Origin of the sequence: Sphingomonas sp. Leaf37, from assembly GCF_920939475.1 — a bacterium.
Classification (GTDB): domain Bacteria; phylum Pseudomonadota; class Alphaproteobacteria; order Sphingomonadales; family Sphingomonadaceae; genus Sphingomonas.
The window spans coordinates 675,738-693,983 of sequence record NZ_CAKLAX010000001.1; the positions used below are offsets into that span (position 1 = coordinate 675,738).

19 protein-coding genes are annotated in these 18,246 nt (G+C 65.6%); 4 read left to right on the plus strand and 15 right to left on the minus strand.

Features of this window, described 5'->3' with window-relative positions; genetic code table 11:
• Positions 1–10: 10 nt before the first annotated feature.
• Complete coding sequence (locus tag LRA87_RS02960) at positions 11–184, minus strand: hypothetical protein (protein ID WP_230629037.1); 174 nt, start codon at positions 182–184, stop codon at positions 11–13.
• Between the two features lie 171 nt (positions 185–355).
• Here LRA87_RS02960 and LRA87_RS02965 point away from each other — a divergent pair, with 171 nt between their 5' ends.
• Positions 356–1,129, plus strand: a complete 774-nt coding sequence (locus LRA87_RS02965) for a class II aldolase/adducin family protein (protein ID WP_230629039.1) — start codon at positions 356–358, stop codon at positions 1,127–1,129.
• 51 nt (positions 1,130–1,180) lie between these two features.
• Here LRA87_RS02965 and LRA87_RS02970 read toward each other — a convergent pair whose 3' ends face one another.
• Both LRA87_RS02970 and LRA87_RS02975 read right to left on the minus strand, forming a co-directional pair.
• Positions 1,181–2,152 carry a sensor histidine kinase gene (locus tag LRA87_RS02970; protein ID WP_230629041.1) on the minus strand — a complete coding sequence of 324 codons (972 nt, stop codon included), beginning with the start codon at positions 2,150–2,152 and terminating at the stop codon, positions 1,181–1,183.
• Entirely contained in the window at positions 2,145–2,849 is a 705-nt protein-coding gene (locus LRA87_RS02975; RefSeq protein WP_230629043.1) for a Crp/Fnr family transcriptional regulator, read from the minus strand. The genes LRA87_RS02970 and LRA87_RS02975 overlap by 8 nt, the downstream gene beginning before the upstream one ends.
• Positions 2,850–3,036: 187 nt before the next feature.
• Here LRA87_RS02975 and LRA87_RS02980 point away from each other — a divergent pair, with 187 nt between their 5' ends.
• Complete coding sequence (locus LRA87_RS02980; protein WP_230629044.1) at positions 3,037–3,423, plus strand: response regulator; 387 nt, start codon at positions 3,037–3,039, stop codon at positions 3,421–3,423.
• Positions 3,424–3,485: 62 nt separating this feature from the next.
• Here the strand turns inward: LRA87_RS02980 and pnp are convergent, their stop codons facing one another.
• From pnp to LRA87_RS03025, 9 genes are all read right to left on the minus strand, one after another.
• Positions 3,486–5,900 (minus strand): polyribonucleotide nucleotidyltransferase, encoded by a 2,415-nt coding sequence (pnp, locus tag LRA87_RS02985; RefSeq protein ID WP_230629046.1) that lies wholly within the window; start codon positions 5,898–5,900, stop codon positions 3,486–3,488.
• Positions 5,901–6,113: 213 nt separating this feature from the next.
• Positions 6,114–6,383: a 30S ribosomal protein S15 gene (rpsO, locus tag LRA87_RS02990; RefSeq protein WP_163959248.1), complete on the minus strand. Its 270-nt coding sequence runs from the start codon at positions 6,381–6,383 to the stop codon at positions 6,114–6,116.
• A 16-nt stretch (positions 6,384–6,399) separates the two neighbouring features.
• Positions 6,400–7,404, minus strand: a complete 1,005-nt coding sequence (truB, locus tag LRA87_RS02995; RefSeq protein WP_230629048.1) for a tRNA pseudouridine(55) synthase TruB — start codon at positions 7,402–7,404, stop codon at positions 6,400–6,402.
• A 45-nt stretch (positions 7,405–7,449) separates the two neighbouring features.
• Positions 7,450–7,836, minus strand: coding sequence for a hypothetical protein (locus tag LRA87_RS03000; protein ID WP_230629052.1), 387 nt, complete (start codon positions 7,834–7,836; stop codon positions 7,450–7,452).
• A 58-nt stretch (positions 7,837–7,894) separates the two neighbouring features.
• Positions 7,895–8,584, minus strand: coding sequence for a site-2 protease family protein (locus tag LRA87_RS03005; protein WP_230629054.1), 690 nt, complete (start codon positions 8,582–8,584; stop codon positions 7,895–7,897).
• Positions 8,585–8,616: 32 nt separating this feature from the next.
• Entirely contained in the window at positions 8,617–9,207 is a 591-nt protein-coding gene (locus tag LRA87_RS03010; protein ID WP_230629056.1) for a thymidine kinase, read from the minus strand.
• A gap of 415 nt (positions 9,208–9,622) precedes the next feature.
• Entirely contained in the window at positions 9,623–10,009 is a 387-nt protein-coding gene (rbfA, locus tag LRA87_RS03015) for a 30S ribosome-binding factor RbfA (RefSeq protein ID WP_230629058.1), read from the minus strand.
• A gap of 145 nt (positions 10,010–10,154) precedes the next feature.
• Entirely contained in the window at positions 10,155–12,989 is a 2,835-nt protein-coding gene (infB, locus tag LRA87_RS03020; RefSeq protein WP_230629059.1) for a translation initiation factor IF-2, read from the minus strand.
• The gene (locus tag LRA87_RS03025; protein ID WP_230629061.1) at positions 12,986–13,720 is read right to left on the minus strand and encodes a DUF448 domain-containing protein; all 735 of its coding nucleotides are present in this window, start codon (positions 13,718–13,720) and stop codon (positions 12,986–12,988) included. Before LRA87_RS03025 ends, infB begins: the two co-directional genes overlap by 4 nt.
• A gap of 215 nt (positions 13,721–13,935) precedes the next feature.
• On the opposite strand from LRA87_RS03025, the gene LRA87_RS03030 reads away from it, so the two are divergent.
• The gene (locus tag LRA87_RS03030) at positions 13,936–14,217 is read left to right on the plus strand and encodes a GIY-YIG nuclease family protein (protein WP_230629795.1); all 282 of its coding nucleotides are present in this window, start codon (positions 13,936–13,938) and stop codon (positions 14,215–14,217) included.
• Positions 14,218–14,359: 142 nt separating this feature from the next.
• Here LRA87_RS03030 and LRA87_RS03035 read toward each other — a convergent pair whose 3' ends face one another.
• The 3 genes from LRA87_RS03035 to rimP are packed head-to-tail and all read right to left on the minus strand — an operon-like array spanning position 14,360 to position 16,819.
• Positions 14,360–14,590, minus strand: coding sequence for a tautomerase family protein (locus tag LRA87_RS03035; RefSeq protein ID WP_230629063.1), 231 nt, complete (start codon positions 14,588–14,590; stop codon positions 14,360–14,362).
• Complete coding sequence (gene nusA, locus LRA87_RS03040; protein ID WP_230629066.1) at positions 14,590–16,230, minus strand: transcription termination factor NusA; 1,641 nt, start codon at positions 16,228–16,230, stop codon at positions 14,590–14,592. The genes LRA87_RS03035 and nusA overlap by 1 nt, the downstream gene beginning before the upstream one ends.
• 1 nt (position 16,231) lies before the next feature.
• Positions 16,232–16,819, minus strand: a complete 588-nt coding sequence (gene rimP / locus LRA87_RS03045) for a ribosome maturation protein RimP (RefSeq protein ID WP_230629068.1) — start codon at positions 16,817–16,819, stop codon at positions 16,232–16,234.
• A 165-nt stretch (positions 16,820–16,984) separates the two neighbouring features.
• On the opposite strand from rimP, the gene LRA87_RS03050 reads away from it, so the two are divergent.
• A complete protein-coding gene (locus LRA87_RS03050) occupies positions 16,985–18,118 on the plus strand; it encodes a PQQ-dependent sugar dehydrogenase (protein WP_230629070.1) in 1,134 nt (377 codons plus the stop codon).
• The last annotated feature ends 128 nt before the right edge of the window (positions 18,119–18,246 follow it).

The following is an 18,246-nucleotide window of genomic DNA, read 5'->3' on the forward strand; positions in this document are numbered from 1 at the left end:
TCGGGAACGGTCAGTGGGGCATGCGCATGCGCGGTCCCGGTGCGGCCTCCTCGATCATCCGGGCATAGCGTTTCGCCATTTCGAGATGCACGCGGCGCCCCTCGATATGGCTGGCGCGATCGGCGAGCGCTCGCTCCTGGCGTTCCCGGGAAACATAATATTCGACATCGACATGGCTTGGCATCGTGATGATCCGACATGGAGTTGTGCCTGCCGCCAACGGGCTACTCGTTACAAGCACCTGTTCTTTAACGATGTTTTTAAGGCGCTTCGCTTAATTGGATCAATCCGGCCCCATTGATGTGATCGCCGGACGGGCGTAGCATCGGTAGCAAAGAGCAACTGGAGAGATGCCATGGCCACGTCGTTACGCAAGGATGAGTCCGCCGGGATGGCGCCGGGCGAATGGGAGGCGCGGGTCGATCTTGCCGCCGCCTATCGCCTCGTCGCGCTTTATGGCTGGGACGATCTGATCTTCACGCATCTGTCGGCGCGCGTGCCGGGGCCGGAGCATCACTTCCTGATCAACCCGTACGACATGATGTTCGAGGAGATTACCGCGTCCAGCCTCGTCAAGATCGATGTCGATGGCCAGCCGGTCGGCAAGAGCGATCACCCGGTCAATCCTGCCGGCTTCACCATCCATTCCGCGATCCACATGGCGCGCGAGGATGCCGCCGCGGTGATGCATTTGCACACGCCGCACGGGCAGGCGGTGTCGGCGATGGAGTTCGGGCTGTTGCCGCACACGCAGACCTCGATGATCGCGGGGCACGATGTCGCGTATCACGACTATGAGGGGATCGCGACCGACCTGGAGGAACGCGAGCGGCTGGTGCAGGACATCGGCGACAAGAATGCGATGATCCTGCGCAACCACGGCACGCTGACGGTGGGCGATAGCGTAGCCTCGTGTTTCCTGCGGCTCTATTTCCTCGAACGCGCATGCGAGGCGCAGGTGCTGATGCTGGCGGCGGGGCGCGACCGGCTCAATACGCCGCCGCAGGGCGTCGAGCACAAGGTCGCCGGACAGACCAATCCCAAGGGGATGGGGATGGTGGCGAAGGCGCTCGCGTGGCCGGCGCTGCTCCGCAAGCTCGATCGTATCGATCCCGGCTTCCGACACTGACGCCGGTCGCCCGGCACGCCTGCGCGGGCGTGCCGGGCAACAGAGCGCGGGTCAGGCGAACGGAAGCCGGATCGTGCAGGCGAAGCCGTGATCGGCGAACACGATATCGACGTCCGCATCCACCTCGTAGCGCAAACTGCGGGTCAGCAGCTCTAGCCCGAAGCCTTCCGTATCGGGGGCGACGAAGCCACCGTCGGGGTCGTCTTCGCGCCAGTCGATATGCAGCAGCCGGTCCGGGGTATCGCCGGTGATCCACCAGCGAACCTCCAGCCGTCCATGTTCGCGGCTCAGCGCGCCGTGCTGCATCGCGTTTTCGGTCAGTTCGTGCAGCGCGATGCCGAGCTGGTCGGCGATCCGTGGCGGCAGTCGGGCTTCCGGCCCGCTATAGGTAACGCGCCCGCCCACCTGATGCGCCAGTAGTTCGTCGGCGAGCAGGCCTTCCAGATCGACACCTTCGACCCCGGTGCGCATGATGTGGCTCTGCGTGCGGGCAAAGGCGCCGAGGCGGCCGTCGAAGTGATTGCGGTAATCCTCGACCGTCTCGCTGTTCTCGGCCGTCCGGCGGGCGATCGAGCGAATCACCGCGAGCGTGTTGCGGATGCGGTGGTGGAGCGTCGCCCGCAGTGTCGCCTCTCCCTCGAGCCGATCGTAGAGGTCGGACACGTCGATCGCATGGCCCGCCCAGCCGTCCGCGACCTGCGGGGCGTCGCCGGTGGGCAGCGCCTGTGTCCTGAACCAGCGGTAGCTGCCGTCGCGGGCGATCCTGATGCGGAGATCGGCGGTGAACACCCGGCCGGTCCGCGCCCTGCGCCATGCCTCGAGCAATCGGCCGCGATCATCGGGATGGACGCAGGCGATCCAGCCGATGCCCTGGCTATCGGTTGCCGCCTGACCGGTCAGCGCCGTCCATTCCGGCGAGAACCAGAGGCAATCGCCACCCGATGTGGCGCGCCATGCGATCGGGGAGAAGGATCCCCCGTGAGATCCCGGCGATGCGGCGATACGCCGGGACGGATCACCCATTGGCATCGAGATGCCGTCCTTCGAAATCGAGGTGGAGATAGGTCGGGTTGAACATCGCGACATTGCACAGTCCGTCAAGATCGAGCGCTTCGAATTCGCGACCTTTCCATCGGATCAATCCGCGCGCCCGCAGTTCCTGCACCATGCGATTGACGTGGACGGGTGTCATACCCGTCGCCTCCGCGAGGTCGGTCTGGGTCAGCGGGATCTCGCAGCAATTGCCCTCGACCAGCCCGACGATGCGCAGGCGGAAGAACAATTCGCAGAACAGGTGGGACAGGCGCTCGATCGCATCGCGCTGGCCCAGATTGACCGTCCATTCGCGCTGGATCGCCGCGGCGGTCAATGTATCCCACCACAAGGCCTGATTGAGCCGCGGCCCCAGCATCGACAATCCTTCGATCCGGTCGCGCGGGATTTCGACGTAGCGGACCGGCGTCAGCGCGCCGACGGAATGATCCATTTCCTTCAGAATGTAGCCATGGAGGTCGCACAGGTCGCCCGGCAGGTAGAAGGCGATGATCTGCCGCCGGCCATCCTCCAGCGTCTTGTAGCGGAACGCCCAGCCGTCGAGGATCAGGTTTACCCCGCGCGGTCGATCGCCCTCGCGGATCAGGTCGCGCCGCTGTCGCACGGTGACGACCGGTCCGCCGCACGCGGTTTCGATCGCAACGCGCTCGTCATCGCTGAACTGCACGTAATGCTGCAGTCGACTGATCAGACGGTGAGCGGGCGGTACAGAAGACATCGCGCGATCTGACAACATTTGACACTTATGCTCGCTCACCCATGTTAGCGCCATATGGAATACATGCATTATTCCTTGTTTTACAGGGAGTAAGCTAATGAGCTCGACAAGTTCCCCCTTGCTGGGGAAGCGAATAATGATCGTCGAGGACGAATATCTGATCGCCGACGACCTTGCATGCGAATTGCGGCAGGTGGGGGCGGAGGTAATCGGGCCCGCCGCGTCGCTGCCGCAGAGCATGCGAACGATCGCGCACGCCGGTTCCATCGACGCCGCGATACTCGACATCAACCTGCGCGAAACATTGGCATATCCGCTGCTCGATCACCTGATCGCGGCGGGCGTCAAGGTGCTGATCACCAGCGGCTATGACGAAGCCATGATCCCGGAACGCTACCGTCATCTACCCCGCTGCGAGAAGCCGGTGTCGCCAGTGAAGCTGCGCCGCGCGGCAGAGGCGCTGTGGGCGGGTCCGACGGTGATCGTGACGTCGGCGCCGGAGATGCCGTCAAAGGGGGTCTGAGCACGAAAAAGGGGCCCGGCATCGCTGCCGGGCCCCTTCCTGATTCAGCCTGAGGCCGAGGATCAGTCGCGCGTTTCGGTCAGGAACGCCGGAGCGAATTCCGGAGCCGGGCCCCGATCGTCGTTGGCGTCGTTGCCACCGCCGTTGCGGGGACCGCGATCACCACCTTCGCCGCGGGGACCACGGTCACCACCGTCACGGCGCGGGCCACGGCCACCGCCGTCACGACCGCCACCATCACGGCCACCGCCGTCACGGCGCGGGCCGCGGTCGCCACGACCACCGCCGTCACGATCGCCGCCGCCTGCGCGCGGGCCGCGCGGGCCGCGGTCGCCGCCTTCACGCGGTTCGCGGGCAGGACGGGTGTCCTCCAGCTCGGCACCGGTTTCCTGATCGACGACGCGCATCGACAGGCGGACCTTGCCGCGCGGATCGATCTCGAGGACCTTGACCTTGACTTCCTGGCCTTCGCTCAGGACGTCCGAGACCTTCTCGACGCGCTCGTTCTTGATCTCGGAGACGTGGACGAGGCCGTCCTTGCCACCCATGAAGTTCACGAACGCACCGAAGTCCACCAGGTTGACGACCTTGCCGTCATAGACCTTGCCAACTTCGGCTTCCTCGACGAGGCCCTTGATCCACTTGATCGCGGCTTCGATCTGCGACGGGTCGGACGAGGAGACCTTGATCACGCCCTCGTCGTCGATGTCGACCTTCGCGCCGGTCTGCGCGACGATCTCGCGGATCACCTTGCCGCCGGTGCCGATGACTTCACGGATCTTCGACTTGTCGATCGTGAAGGTTTCGATACGCGGTGCGTGCGCCGACAGCTCCGAGCGGGTCTCGCCCAGTGCCTTCGCCATCTCGGCGAGGATGTGCGCGCGGCCCTCGTGTGCCTGCTTCAGCGCGACCTTCATGATCTCTTCGGTGATGCCGGAGATCTTGATGTCCATCTGGAGCGCGGTGATGCCCTCGCTGGTGCCGGCGACCTTGAAGTCCATGTCGCCGAGGTGATCCTCGTCGCCCAGGATGTCCGACAGGACGGCGAAGTCCTTGCCTTCGAGGATCAGGCCCATCGCGATGCCCGATACCGGGCGCTTCAACGGCACGCCGGCATCCATCATCGCCAACGAACCGCCGCAGACCGTCGCCATCGACGACGAGCCGTTGCTCTCCGTGATGTCGCTGGTGACGCGGATCGTGTAGGGGAATTCCTCCTTGGTTGGCAGCACCGGGTGCAGCGCGCGCCATGCGAGCTTGCCGTGACCGACTTCGCGACGACCCGGCGCACCGAAGCGGCCGACTTCACCGACCGAATAGGGCGGGAAGTTATAGTGGAGCATGAAGTTCTGGTACGACAGGCCGTTGAGGCCGTCGATCATCTGCTCCGCGTCGCGGGTGCCGAGCGTCGTCGTGGCGATCGTCTGCGTCTCGCCGCGGGTGAACAGGGCGGAGCCATGTGCGCGCGGCAGGAAGTGGACTTCCGATTCGATCGGACGGACGGTCGTGGTGTCGCGGCCGTCGATGCGGCGGCCGGTCTTCAGGATCGCGGTGCGGACGATGTCCGCTTCCAGTTTCTTCACCAGCTTCAGGCTGGCGAGATAGGCCTGGGGATCGCTGTCCTTCAGGTCGGCCATGCCCTCGCGCGCCTTGGTGCGGGCGGCGTTGATCGCGGTCTGGCGCTGCTGCTTGTCGGTCAGCTTGTACGCTGCCTCCAGATCCTTGCCGATCAGCTTCTTGAGCGTCGCCTTGACGGCGGCCTTGTCTTCCTGGACCTTGAGTTCCCAGGGCTCCTTGGCAGCCTGTTCGGCGAGCTTGATGATCGCGTTGATCACGTCTTGCGACGCCTTGTGCGCGAACATGACGGCGCCGAGCATGACGTCCTCGGACAGCTCCTTGGCTTCCGATTCGACCATCATCACCGCGTCATGCGTCGCTGCGACCATCAGGTCGAGCTCGCCCTCGGCGACCTGCGTATCCGACGGGTTGAGGATGTATTCGCCGTTCTGGTAACCGACGCGCGCGGCGCCGATCGGGCCCATGAAGGGCACGCCCGACAGCGTCATCGCGGCCGATGCGGCGATCATTGCCAGCAGGTCGGGCTCGTTCTCGCCGTCATAGCTCATCACCTGCGCGATGCAGTTGATCTCATTGTAGAAGCCTTCCGGGAACAGCGGACGGATCGGACGATCGATCAGGCGGCTGACCAAAGTCTCACGCTCGGTCGCGCCACGTTCGCGCTTGAAGAAGCCGCCGGGGATGCGGCCGCTGGCGGAGAACTTTTCCTGATAGTGAACGGTCAGCGGGAAGAAATCCTGGCCTTCCTTCACGGTCTTGGCAGCGGTGACGGCGCAGAGCACGACCGTCTCGCCGAGCGTCGCGATCACCGCGCCGTCGGCCTGGCGGGCGACCTTGCCCGTTTCGAGGGTCAGCGTCTGGCCGCCCCACTCGATCTCTACCTTCTTGGCATTGAACATGTATTTTCCTTCACTCCCCGCGCCAGATGCGTCGGGGGGCCTATCTGCGGGCTAAGCCGGCCCGCGGCGGTATGGAGCGTCTTGTCGCTCCGGGGGATCGGGGCCGAATTGCCCGTTTCCGCTCACCCGGCATCGTGGCCGGTATTTCTGAAATTGGAGGCCGGCTCATAGCACGGCCATAAGAAAAGGGCGACCCGTAGGCCGCCCTTAGCGTTACTTGCGAAGGCCGAGCTTCGCGATCAGGTCCAGATACCGCTGGCCATCGGTCTTGCGCAGATAGTCGAGCAGCGAGCGCCGCTTGTTGACCATCATCAGCAGCCCGCGGCGCGAATGGTTGTCCTTCTTGTGACCCTTGAAATGCTCGGTCAGGTTGCGAATGCGCTCGGTCAGGATCGCGACCTGTACTTCGGAGGAACCCGTGTCGCCTTCCTGGCGGGCGTGTTCCTTGACGACTTCTGCCTTGCGCTCTGCGGTAATGGTCATGTGTTCATCCTCGACATCACCGGTTGAAACCGCGGACGACACGGGCCTCTTCGGCCTCGACCTCTACCAGCGCGACCGGGGTGTCCCCCTCACACGCGAAATATTGGCCATCGTCTTTGGCGATCCCGGTCAGCACGCGCCCCTGACGGAGCGCCCCTGCCTGATCCGGGGAGAGGGGTAGAGCCGGGATGTCGTCCAGCCCCGCCCTCAACGGCAGGAGTAAGTGTTCAAGGGTGCGCGCTGTACCGGCCTCAGCCAATTTGTCCAGCGATATCGCCGGGGCGAGGTCGAACGGACCGGCCTTGAGGCGGCGCAGCATCGTGACGTGGCCGACGGTGCCGAGTGCGATGGCGATGTCGCGGGCGAGGGAGCGGATGTAGGTGCCTTTGGAGACATGGGCGGTGAGGGTGACTTCGGCCAACTCCTCTCTCGCTTCAGCGGGGGAGGGGGATCGTTCCGCTGGCGTGGTTGAGGGGACGTTTCCGCTTGCACCGAGTTCGCCGCTTGCCTCCCCCTCCGTCACGGCTTTGCCGTGCCACCTCCCCCTTGCGGGGGAGGAATGGAGCGAGTGGATCGTCACGTTGCGGCTGGCGAGAACTACCTCCTCACCGGCGCGCGCGAGGTCGTAGGCGCGTTCGCCGTCGACCTTCAGCGCAGAATACGCCGGTGGGACCTGGGCGATCGGGCCGGTGAAGCGTGGCAATACCGCCTCCACGTCCGCCAGCGTCGGCCGGACGTCGGAGGTGGCGATCACCGGTCCCTCTGCATCCAGCGTATCGGTCTGTTCGCCGAAGCGGATCGTGAAGGCATAGACCTTGTCGCTGTCGAGCATCCGCCCTGCAAGCTTGGTCGCTTCGCCGACGGCGACCGGAAGGACCCCCGTCGCGAGCGGATCGAGCGTGCCGCCGTGGCCGACCTTGAACTTGCCGTAGCCGCCTTGCCGCAAGCTCCGCTTGACCGCGGAGACGACCTGCGTGCTGCCGAGCCCCAGCGGCTTGTCGATGATGATCCAGCCGTGCATGGCCGCGGTGCTTAGGGGGCATGCGTAGTAGCGGCAATGGGGGGGTCAGCGGCGGGGGCGGGGCGCGCCGGGCTGGCCTTTGGGTGGCAGGCTCGTCTTGATGCTGCGTACACCGCAGATCTGGTTGGGAAAACGGCGTAACGATACGCGCGAAAAGCGGTCGAAGGTGCCGTTCGGGTCCGTCGTATAGGTCAACGTGTCGAGCGCGCGATCCTTGATGCAGGGACCGGTCAACTGGACCCGATACCAGCGCAAGGTACGATCGCGCACGTAGACGATGCCGCTGTTCGGTGGCCCGGCTTGCCAGTCGCGCAATCCGCCGCCGGATGCGAAGCCGATGACCGTCTCGCGTCCGATCGCACGATCGTCGCGGGCAAGAACGGGACTTGCCAGCAATATGATCGACAAGGTCCCAAGAAGCATTTTCTGCATGTCGACACTCCCGACGTTGCAAACCAGAACCGGCGACAAGTGCATGCGTTCCAACGGCTTAGGCGATAGCAGCAGCCAAATTCATAAACATTCGCACGACGGCTTCAGCCGGTGGGCCGACGATCCGGCCGACGACATTGGCGCTCGGGACGATCATCGGCAGCACGACCAGAACCAGGATGAGCAACAGGAAACCGAATTGCCCGATCTTGGCCCATTGGGCCGCGAGCGGGCGCGGCAGCAGCCCCTCGACGACATGGCCACCGTCGAATGGCGGCATCGGCAGCAGGTTGAACAATGCGAGGAAGACGTTGACCAGCAGGAAGTTGAACAGGTTCGCCAGCAGGAATGCCCCCACACCGATCGGTTGGGTGCCGCCAGACGCCGCCGCGGTCACACCGACCGCGATCGCGGCGAACGTCGCCAACACCATATTCATGCCCGGCCCCGCAAGCGCCACCGCGACCATGCCCCAGCGAGGATTGCGCAACCGATGCGCGAGCACGGGCACCGGCTTCGCCCAGCCGAACACCGGCGCGCCCGCGATGGCGAGGCCGAGCGGCAGGATCACCGTGCCGATCGGATCGACGTGGCGGATCGGGTTGAAGCTCAATCGCCGCTGCTCCTGCGCCGTCGGGTCACCGAGCCATTTCGCCATCCAGCCGTGCGCGACTTCGTGAAAGACGATCGCTATGACCAGCGGGATGATCCAGATGGCCGTGCGGTAGACGATGTTGTCGGGGTTCATGGGTCGGATATGGCGTGGGGAAGGCCCGCGCGCTAGAGCTTCGGCTGGTCGGCCAATGCCTCGCTGAAGTGGCGGCGGCACAGCGCTATGTAGCGGTCGTTGCCGCCGATCTCGGTCTGGGCACCCTCGGCGATGGCACGCCCCTCCGCATCGACGCGCAGGTTCATGATCGCCTTGCGGCCGCAGACGCACACCGACTTGATCTCGATAAGCGCGTCGGCGGTCGCGAGCAGACGCGCCGATCCTTCGAACAGCCGCCCCTGGAAGTCGGTACGCAGGCCGTAGGCGAGGACCGGCACGTTCATCACGTCGCAAATGCGGGCGAGCTGCGCGACCTGCTCGGCGGTCAGGAATTGCGCCTCGTCGACCAATACGCAGGCGAGCGGCTCCTTCGCCTGTCGGTCCCCCACGCAGGCGGCGAGATCGGTGGTCGCGTCGAACGGCGTCGCCGGCGCCTCCAGCCCGATCCGGCTGGTGATCGTCCCCGCGGCGAAGCGGTCGTCGACCGCCGCGGTGAACAGCATCGTGTTCATGCCTCGCTCGCGATAGTTGAAGTCCGCCTGCAGCAGCGTCGTCGACTTCCCCGCATTCATCGAGGCGTAGTAGAAATAGAGCTTGGCCATGCCACTTCATAGCGCCCTTGCGGATCGCTGCTAGCGGCTGAAAATCAGGCGCCGGACCTAGTGTTTTTTCGGCGCGGCCACCCCAGCAGGGCGGGCACCGGGCTGATTACCGAATACGGTTTGTACGAACGTTTTGACCGGCATCTCAAACATCGCCGGGTCCAAATCTATTGTCCGCGATCCCGTGTCTTGCTCCACGTTATCGACAAGCACGATCATTGTTCCCGGGCCACCAGCCCAAACCACGAGTGTCTCATCGACAATCTCAAGTTCAGGGGGCGCAACGCCTGCTCGAACCGACCTGAATGCTGCCTCAGCGCGAGAGGGAAGTACAAGCTCATCGCACCATGGCTCGATCCATATCGTCATAGGCACAGCTAGGGCATTGCTGACGGTGACGCTGGTCAAGCGGCGGTCAATTCTCGCCCAAATCTCGTGCCACTTCGGGCTTGCGGAGGAGGGCGTCGATGTGGCTGCCTTCGTCGAAGCTCTCGTCGGCCAGAAACTTGAGTTTAGCCGCATATTTATTCTGAATACGGTGCGCGACCTCGCGCTGGAGGTAGGCCGTGTTGGTACGCAGCGCCTTCAGCACCTTCTCCTCGTCCTTGCCGAGCAGCGGCTTCACGAACACCGTCGCGTGGCGCAGGTCGGGGGACATGCGGACTTCGGTGACCGAAACCATGTGCTTTTCCAGCGTCGCGTCGTGCACGTCGCCGCGTGCAAGAATTTCCGACAGGACGTGACGGACCTGTTCGCCGACACGCAGCGTGCGGACGGATTTTTCCTGGGGTTCTTTGTTCATATTCCCTCTCCCGACGGGAGAGGGAGGGGCCCGCCGCCGTCAGGCGGTGGGAGGATGAGGGCCATATTGCGCCACCCACCCGTCCTCACCCTTCCGCCGGCTTTGCCGGCTCCCTCCCTCTCCCGCCGGGAGAGGGAGAAGAAGGTTACAGCGTCCGTTCGCGCATCTCGACTTCGAACGTTTCCAGGAAGTCGCCCGCCTTAATGTCCACGAAGTTCGACGTGAAGGTCACGCCGCACTCCAGACCGGCGCGCACTTCGGGGACATCGTCCTTGAAGCGGCGCAGCGATGCGATTTCACCCTGGTAGATGATGACGTCGTTGCGCGTGATGCGTGCCTTGAGCGCCTTGCGGATGTTGCCCTCGACGACCAGCAGACCGGCGGCCTTGCCGTGCTTGCCTGCCGAGAAGACGTCGCGGATTTCCGCACGGCCGACCACGGTTTCGAACGCTTCCGGCCCGAGCTGTCCGGCCATGCCGGCGCGGATCTCGTCGGTCAGGTCATAGATGACGTCGTAGTACTTCAACGCTACCTTCTGCCGATCGGCGATCTCGCGCGCCTTGGAATTGGCGCGGACGTTGAAGCCGATGATTGGAGCGCCCGATGCCCCGGCCAGCGTAACGTCGCTCTCGGTGATGCCACCGACGCCCGCGTGCAGCACGCGTGCCTTGATGAGATCGGTCGAGATCTTGTTGATCGACGCGACGATTGCCTCGACAGTCCCTTGCGTATCGGCCTTCACGACGAGCGGATATTCGATCGCGGCATTGGCCTTCAGCGCCGAGAACATGCTCTCGAGGCTCGCCGGTGCGGTCGTGGTGCGCTTTTGCGTCAGCACGCCCTGGCGATATTCCGCTACCTCACGGGCGCGGGCCTCGCTCTCGACGACCTGCAATGGATCGCCTGCCGAGGGAACGCCGGTCATGCCGAGCACTTCCACAGGCATCGCCGGGCCGGCTTCCTTCACCTGACGACCCTTGTCGTCGATCAGCGCACGGACCTTGCCGCTTTCCGCGCCGATGACGAAGATGTCGCCGACCTTCAGCGTGCCGCGGTTGACGAGCACCGTCGCGACCGGGCCGCGACCCTTGTCGAGCTTAGCCTCGATCACCGTCGCCTCGGCGGCGCGATCGGGGTTGGCGCGCAGTTCGAGCAGTTCCGCCTGAAGCTGGATCTTCTCGATCAGCGTATCGAGCCCGGTCTTGTTGAGCGCGGAGACCTCGACGTCCTGGACGTCGCCACCCATTTCCTCGACCACCACTTCTTCGCTCAGCAGGCGCTCGCGCACGCGCTGGGCATTGGCCTCGTACTTGTCGATCTTGTTGATCGCCACGATCATCGGCACGCCGGCCGCCTTGGTGTGGTTGATCGCCTCGATCGTCTGCGGCATCAGCCCGTCGTCGGCCGCGACCACCAGCACCACGATGTCGGTGACGTCCGCACCGCGCGCGCGCATCTGCGTGAACGCCTCGTGGCCCGGCGTGTCGAGGAACGTGACCTTCGACTTGTCCTTCAGCGTGACCTGATAGGCACCGATATGCTGGGTGATGCCGCCGGCCTCGCCGCGCACCACGTCGGTGCCGCGCAGCGCGTCGAGCAGCGACGTCTTGCCGTGATCGACGTGGCCCATGATCGTGACGACCGGGGGGCGCGGCTTCAGCTCGCCCTCGGTATCCTCGGTCGTGTCGAGCGCCAGATCGATGTCGCTGTCGCTGACGCGGACGATGTTATGGCCGAATTCGGTCACCAGCAGTTCTGCGGTGTCCTGATCGATCGTCTGCGTCATCGTGACGGGCATGCCCATCTTGAACAGCGTCTTGACGAGGTCCGCGCCCTTTTCCGCCATACGGTTGGCGAGTTCCTGGACGGTGATCGCCTCCGGCACCTGGACGTCGCGGACCTGCTTGGCCTGCTGTTCGCGCGGGCCGCCGAAGTGACGCTTTTCCTTCTCACGCGCACGCTTGAGCGCGGCGAGGCTACGCGAACGCGCACCATCGTCGCCAAGCGCACGATTGACGGTCAGCTTGCCGCCGCGACGCTCGTCGCCCTTGCGATCGCGCTGCGTCGGCCGGCTCGGCGGTGCGTTGCGCGGCGTGGCCTGACCCGACGGCAGGCTGCGCGAGGCAGCACCGCCCGCGGACGAAGCCGACGCGGTCGTCGGTGCCGCTGCGGGAGCGGGAGCCGGTTCCGGCTTGGGCTGCGGCTTCGGAATCTCCGGCCGAGCGACTGGCGAGAAACGACGCGGCGCAGGCATCGACGGATCGCGGCCGAGTTGCAGCGTCGGTGCAGGCGCAGACGCTGGTGTGGCCGGACGCGGTGCGGGAGCGGGTGTCGGGGCCGGGGCGGGCGCAGCGGCCTCGACCGGAGCCGGCGCGGGTGCCGCGACGGGCTCGGGCGCAGGTGCTTCGACCGGCGCGGATGGCGGCACGGGGCGCTCGACGGGACGGAAGCCGCGGCCGGCGGGCGTTGGCACAACCATCGGAGCGGGCTGCGGCGCGGCAGGCGCTGCTGCCACCGGCACAGGGGTCGGTTCCGGAGTGGGCTCCGGTGTCGGAGCAGGCGCTGCCGCGGCAGCTGCCTTCTCGGCAGCACGGACGCGGGCGTCCTCGGCGGCCTGCACGCGGGCGGCCTCCTCGCGGCGACGCGCGTCCTCCAACGCGTGCATGCGCTGATCCTCGGCCTCGCGCAGCATGCGAGCCTGACGCTCCTGCGCCGTCTCGTTCGACGGGGCTGGACGCGGGGCAGGCGCGGGGGCGGCGACAGGCGCCGGTGCGGCGACGGGTGCCTGCACCTGCGGTTCGGGCGCGGCCGGTGCCTCGCCCGGACGGCCGAGCACGCGGCGCTTCTTCGTTTCGACGATCACCGTGTTGGACCGGCCATGGCTGAAGCTCTGCTTCACCTGGCCGGTCTCGACCGTGCGCTTGACGCCCAAAGGCGTGCGCATGCCAAGTTTCGGCTTCTCGTTGTCGGTGTCGCTCACTCAAATTCCTCGTTTACGTCTACGGCCGGTCGATGCCCGTCGGATTCGGCCCCGAAAGTATCGGGGTAATGTCCGGGCGCCGATGCGCCCTGCGAGGCCGTTTCGCAAGGCACGGGAGTGGGTTCAGGTCCGATAAAATGCAGCCAGCGGTCGAGCGCATCGCTCACCCGCGCGGCGGCAGCGCGGTCGGTCAGGCCTATATGTACCACATTCTCGCGGCCCAGCGCCAACGACAATATGGTGCGCGGCACCGGTAATACCAAGCCCCTGAGCGGCGAACCTTCGCGATCCGATCCGATCCGCCATGCCTGGTCGAGCTTGCGGTTGCCGTCGGTGCCGGCGTCGGCGGCGTGGTAGAGCGCGTGAAGCTGGCCGGAACGGGCGGCGGTCTCGATCTTTTCCGAACCGGTGAACAGGCCGCCCGAGCGTGATTCGAGGCCGAGCCGGTCGAGCGCGTTGCGTTGCAGGGCGTCCTCGATGCGCTGGGGCAGGTCATCGGGGATCGTGAGCGGTTCGCCCTTGAACGCGCGGGCGAGTGCGCCGCGCAGGCGCTTCTTGGCGATCGCCTCTTCGAGTTCAGTCCGGGTGACGCCGATCCACGCACCACGTCCGGGTGCCTTGGCGCGCACGTCGGGCAGGATCGTGCCGTCGGGTGACAGCGCGAGCCGGATGAGGTTGTCGCGCTGATCGCGGTCCTGCGTGAGGATGCACTTGCGGACGGGGTCGGTCATGCCGTGGCCCCCGCTGTCTCAACGCTTGATCCGGGGTGTCGTCGGATCAAGCGCAGGCTTTCCGCGTGTGGACGGGTGGACCCCGGAACAAGTCCGGGGTGACGACGGAGGTAGGGAACGCCGGATGCGACACCGACTCCGTCACCCCGGACTTGTTCCGGGGTCCACGGGGCCGCAGAGTGAAGGTTGTGAGGGACAGGCAACCGTGCGTCTACATGCTCGCCAACGGCTTCAATGGGACGATTTACACCGGCGTCACGTCCAACCTCGTCGGTCGGATCATGCAGCATCGTGATGGCGCGTTCGAGGGCTTCACCAGCCGCTACGGCGTCGTGATCCTGGTATGGTTCGAGATGGCGGACACGATGGAAGCCGCCATCGACAGCGAGAAGCGGATCAAGGCCTGGCGTCGCGACTGGAAGAAGAACCTGATCGAGCGAGATAATCCCGACTGGGCCGATCTGGCGGTCGCGCTCGGGTTGCCGCCGCTGGATTGATCGCGGGCTTTTCCCACGCGGAGGAGTGGACCCCGGAACAAGTCCGGGGTGACGGGGGGGGCTGGGCGACGCGCACACGATCGTCCCCGCGGTCACCCGCGAGCCGTTACGCACAGCGCGAACCTGATGGAGCGTTAGCGCATCATTGTGAGGGAACCGCATGCGCGTCCTCCCTCGGTTTGGGGGCGTCGCGGTCGGCGAGCAATTGCCCGCCGGCGCCGTAATTTTCCGTCGACACTTCCTCGATCACGATCTGCACCGCGGCGGGGTTCTTGCCGAGGCGCGACACCAGCGAGGACGTCACGTCGGCGACGATCCCCGCCTTCTGGTCGCGAGTCGCGCTGCCGGAGATGCGGATGGAGACGAACGGCATCAGGCTTCCTCACCCTCGGCCGTTTCGTCCGACGCAGCAGCGGCAGGCACTTCGGCAGCAGGAGCCTCGTCATCGGCGAACCAATGCTGGCGCGCGGCCATGATGATCTCGTTACCCTGCTCGTCGGACAGGCCGTATTCGGACAGGATGCCGCCCTTCGGCTCAGGGCGCTTGGGTGCGTCCTCGTTGCGGCGGCGCGGTTCGACGCGCTTCTTCTCGACCAATTCGTCGGTGGCGAGATCGGCAAGATCGTCGAGCGTCTTGATGCCCGCCTTGCCGAGCGTGACCAGCATCGCCTCGGTCAGGTATGGCATGTCGATCAGCGCGTCCTCGACGCCCAGACCGCGACGTTCCTCGCGATTCGCGGCTTCGCGGCGATCGAGCGCTTCCTGTGCACGGCTCTGGAGTTCCTGCCCGAGGTCTTCGTCGAAGCCCTCGATCCCGGCGATCTCGTCGAGCTCGACATAGGCGACCTCTTCCAGCGCACCGAAGCCTTCGGCGACCAGCAGCTGCGCCAGCGTCTCGTCGACGTCCAGCTCGGTCTGGAACATCTCGGTGCGCTCGGTGAATTCCTTCTGGCGCTTCTCGCTCGCGTCCTGCTCGGTCAGGATGTCGATCGCCTTGCCGGTCAGCTGGCTGGCGAGGCGGACGTTCTGGCCGCGGCGACCGATGGCGAGGCTGAGCTGATCGTCGGGCACGACGACCTCGATCCGCTCTTCCTCTTCGTCGATCACGACGCGGCTGACCGACGCCGGCTGCAACGCGTTGACGACGAAGGTGGCGATGTCGGGCGACCAGGGGATGATGTCGATCTTCTCGCCCTGCATTTCCTGCACGACGGCCTGCACGCGGCTGCCCTTCATGCCGACGCAGGCGCCAACCGGGTCGATGCTCGAATCGCGGCTGATGACGCCGATCTTGGCGCGCGAACCGGGATCGCGGGCGGCGGCCTGAATCGTGATGATGCCGTCGTAGATTTCCGGCACTTCCTGCGCGAACAGCTTCTTCATGAAGTCGGGGTGCGCGCGGCTAAGGAAGATCTGAGGCCCGCGGTTCTCGCGGCGGACGTTGAGGATCAGGCTGCGGATGCGGTCGTTGACGCGGACGACTTCGCGCGGGATCTGCGCGTCGCGGCGGATAACCCCCTCGGCGCGGCCCAGATCGACGACGACATGGCCGAACTCGACGCGCTTGACGACGCCGGTGATGATCTCGCCCTGCCGATCCTTGAACTCTTCATACTGGCGCTCGCGCTCGGCATCGCGGACCTTCTGGAAGATGATCTGCTTCGATGCCTGTGCCTGGATGCGGCCGAATTCGATTGGGGGGAGGGGGTCGACGATGTAATCGCCGACGACCGCGCCCGGCTGCAACTTCTGCGCCTGTGTGACGTCGACCTGCTTGAAGTAATCGTCGACCGCCTCGACCACCTCGACGACGCGCCACAGGCGGAGGTCGCCGGTGGTCGGGTCCAGTTTCGCGCGGATGTCGTTCTCAATGCCGTAGCGCGTCTTGGCGGCGCGCTGGATCGCTTCTTCCAGAGCTTCGATGACAATGCTCTTGTCGATCATCTTTTCCGATGCGACCGAATTGGCGATCGCGATCAGTTCCGCGCGGTTGGCGGTGGCGACGGTGGCCATCTTACTTCTGTCCTTCGTTCAAGGAGTCGTTGTCGTTGGTGTCGGCATCCTCGGATACCTCTTCGAATTCGTCCGCGCCTTCGCTGGAAAGGGGTGCGGTGGCGGCGAGTAGCCGGTCGGTGATCGTCAGCTTGGCATCGTGGATCGCATCGAGGCCGACGGTCATGCGGGTGTGGCCGCGCACGTCGATCGTGACCTGATCGCCCTCGATACCGACGAGGTCGCCGGTCAGGATCTTGCGGTTGTCGATCTTCTCGACCAGCGTGATCCGCGCCTCATGGCCCGCCCAGGTCGCGTAATCCTTCAGCCGGGTGAGCGGGCGATCGATGCCGGGCGACGACACTTCCAGCCGGTACGCTTCTTCGATCGGGTCGCGACCCTCGGCTTCCAGCACGTCGAACGCATCGGAGACGCGGCGCGACAGATCGGCGCAATCGTCGATCGTCAGCTGCCCGGTCTCGGGGCGTTCCGCCATGATCTGCAACGTGGGGTCGGACTTGCCGCCGATCATCTTCACGCGCACGAGGTCGAAGCCCAGCGCGCGGGCCTCGGGTTCGATCAATTGCGTGAGGTGGGCGACGTCCGCCATGCAAGCTCCAGATAACAGGTCTTCGCCGCCGCGGAGGTCGTCCCCCGCAGCCTCTTTCACCTGACGATGTTAGAGAAGGCATCAGCCATATACGTCGAGGCCGGGTTGGAAACAAGCATCCATCGCGGCTAGTCAGGCGTTCGCCGTGGAAACCGGGAGATATTCATGCGCCTAAGCCTGCTCGCCACCCTGCCGATCGCCCTCATCGCCTGTTCGGGCAACGCCCCCGTGGAAGGGCAGGCCGGCGAGACGCCGCCCTCGGCCAAGCCGTTCCGCGAGACGGTCGTCGCCGATTTTGTCTCTCCGTGGGCGATGGCGTTCCTGCCTGACGACCGCATCGTCGTGACCGAAAAAGCAGGGCAGATGATCCTGCTGTCCGCCGACGGCAAGCGCCGCCAGACGATCGCCACGATCACGGTCGATGCTGCGGGGCAGGGCGGATTGATGGACGTGGTGCCCGCCCCCGATTTCACGAGCAGCAAGCGGATCTACTTCAGCTATTCGACCGCCGGTGCGGGCGGCAAGGGCGTGGTGCTGGCGCGCGGCCGGCTGCGCGCCGACGGTAACGGCGGCGAGCGGCTGGGCGAAATCGAGGCGCTGTTCCAGGCGCGGCCCTTCGTCGAGGGCGGCGGGCATTATTCCGGGCGGATCGCGTTTTCCCCGGATGGCCAGTCGTTGTTTTTTACCAACGGCGAACGGCAGAAGTTCACGCCGGCGCAGGACCCGCAGGCGACGCTGGGCAAGGTGTTGCGTCTGACGCTCGACGGCAAGCCGGCGCCGGGCAACCCGCTGGTGGCGAAGGGCTTCGCGCCGGAGGTGTGGAGCTATGGCCATCGGAACCTGCTCGGCATCGCCTTCGATGCGCAGGGGCGGTTGTGGGAACAGGAGATGGGGCCGAAGGGCGGCGACGAGCTCAATCTCGTGATGCCGGGGCGCAATTACGGCTATCCCAACGTGTCGAACGGCAGCCATTACGATGGCCGCGACATTCCCGATCATGCGCCCGGCGACGGCTACGAGCCGCCCAAGGTGTGGTGGAATCCGGTGATTTCGCCGGGCGGGCTGATGATCTATTCCGGGTCGATGTTCCCGCAATGGCGAGGCGATGCATTCATCGGCGGGCTGTCGTCGCAGGCACTGATTCGCGTCGATCTCGACGGACAAAACGCGAAAAAGGGCGATCAATGGCCGATGGGCGCGCGCATCCGCGATGTCGAACAGGGGCCGGACGGCGCGATCTGGGTGATCGAGGACGGCGGCAAGTCGCAGGGCCGGTTGATCCGGCTAACGGCGAAGTGACCTGCATTCCTCCCCCGCGAGGGGGAGGTGGCAGCCGCAGGCTGACGGAGGGGGAGGTAAGCATCGGACGTGGTGCTTGGGGAAACGCCCCTTCCACCGCGCCTCCCCGCAGACGCGAGGGAGGAATG

Bases quoted from the DNA above. Each gene is read 5' to 3' on its own strand.
- rpsO (WP_163959248.1), bottom strand. From the start codon at position 6,383: ATGACCATTACCGCAGAGCGCAAGGCAGAAGTCGTCAAGGAACACGCC.
- LRA87_RS02960 (WP_230629037.1), bottom strand. From the start codon at position 184: ATGCCAAGCCATGTCGATGTCGAATATTATGTTTCCCGGGAACGCCAG.
- LRA87_RS03005 (WP_230629054.1), bottom strand. From the start codon at position 8,584: ATGAACCCCGACAACATCGTCTACCGCACGGCCATCTGGATCATCCCG.
- LRA87_RS02965 (WP_230629039.1), top strand. From the start codon at position 356: ATGGCCACGTCGTTACGCAAGGATGAGTCCGCCGGGATGGCGCCGGGC.
- LRA87_RS03000 (WP_230629052.1), bottom strand. From the start codon at position 7,836: ATGCAGAAAATGCTTCTTGGGACCTTGTCGATCATATTGCTGGCAAGT.
- LRA87_RS03025 (WP_230629061.1), bottom strand. From the start codon at position 13,720: ATGACCGACCCCGTCCGCAAGTGCATCCTCACGCAGGACCGCGATCAG.
- rbfA (WP_230629058.1), bottom strand. From the start codon at position 10,009: ATGAACAAAGAACCCCAGGAAAAATCCGTCCGCACGCTGCGTGTCGGC.
- LRA87_RS02980 (WP_230629044.1), top strand. From the start codon at position 3,037: ATGATCGTCGAGGACGAATATCTGATCGCCGACGACCTTGCATGCGAA.
- LRA87_RS03035 (WP_230629063.1), bottom strand. From the start codon at position 14,590: ATGCCGTTCGTCTCCATCCGCATCTCCGGCAGCGCGACTCGCGACCAG.
- rimP (WP_230629068.1), bottom strand. From the start codon at position 16,819: ATGGCGGACGTCGCCCACCTCACGCAATTGATCGAACCCGAGGCCCGC.
- LRA87_RS02970 (WP_230629041.1), bottom strand. From the start codon at position 2,152: ATGGGTGATCCGTCCCGGCGTATCGCCGCATCGCCGGGATCTCACGGG.
- LRA87_RS03050 (WP_230629070.1), top strand. From the start codon at position 16,985: ATGCGCCTAAGCCTGCTCGCCACCCTGCCGATCGCCCTCATCGCCTGT.
- truB (WP_230629048.1), bottom strand. From the start codon at position 7,404: ATGCACGGCTGGATCATCATCGACAAGCCGCTGGGGCTCGGCAGCACG.
- LRA87_RS03030 (WP_230629795.1), top strand. From the start codon at position 13,936: ATGCTCGCCAACGGCTTCAATGGGACGATTTACACCGGCGTCACGTCC.
- nusA (WP_230629066.1), bottom strand. From the start codon at position 16,230: ATGGCCACCGTCGCCACCGCCAACCGCGCGGAACTGATCGCGATCGCC.
- LRA87_RS03010 (WP_230629056.1), bottom strand. From the start codon at position 9,207: ATGGCCAAGCTCTATTTCTACTACGCCTCGATGAATGCGGGGAAGTCG.
- pnp (WP_230629046.1), bottom strand. From the start codon at position 5,900: ATGTTCAATGCCAAGAAGGTAGAGATCGAGTGGGGCGGCCAGACGCTG.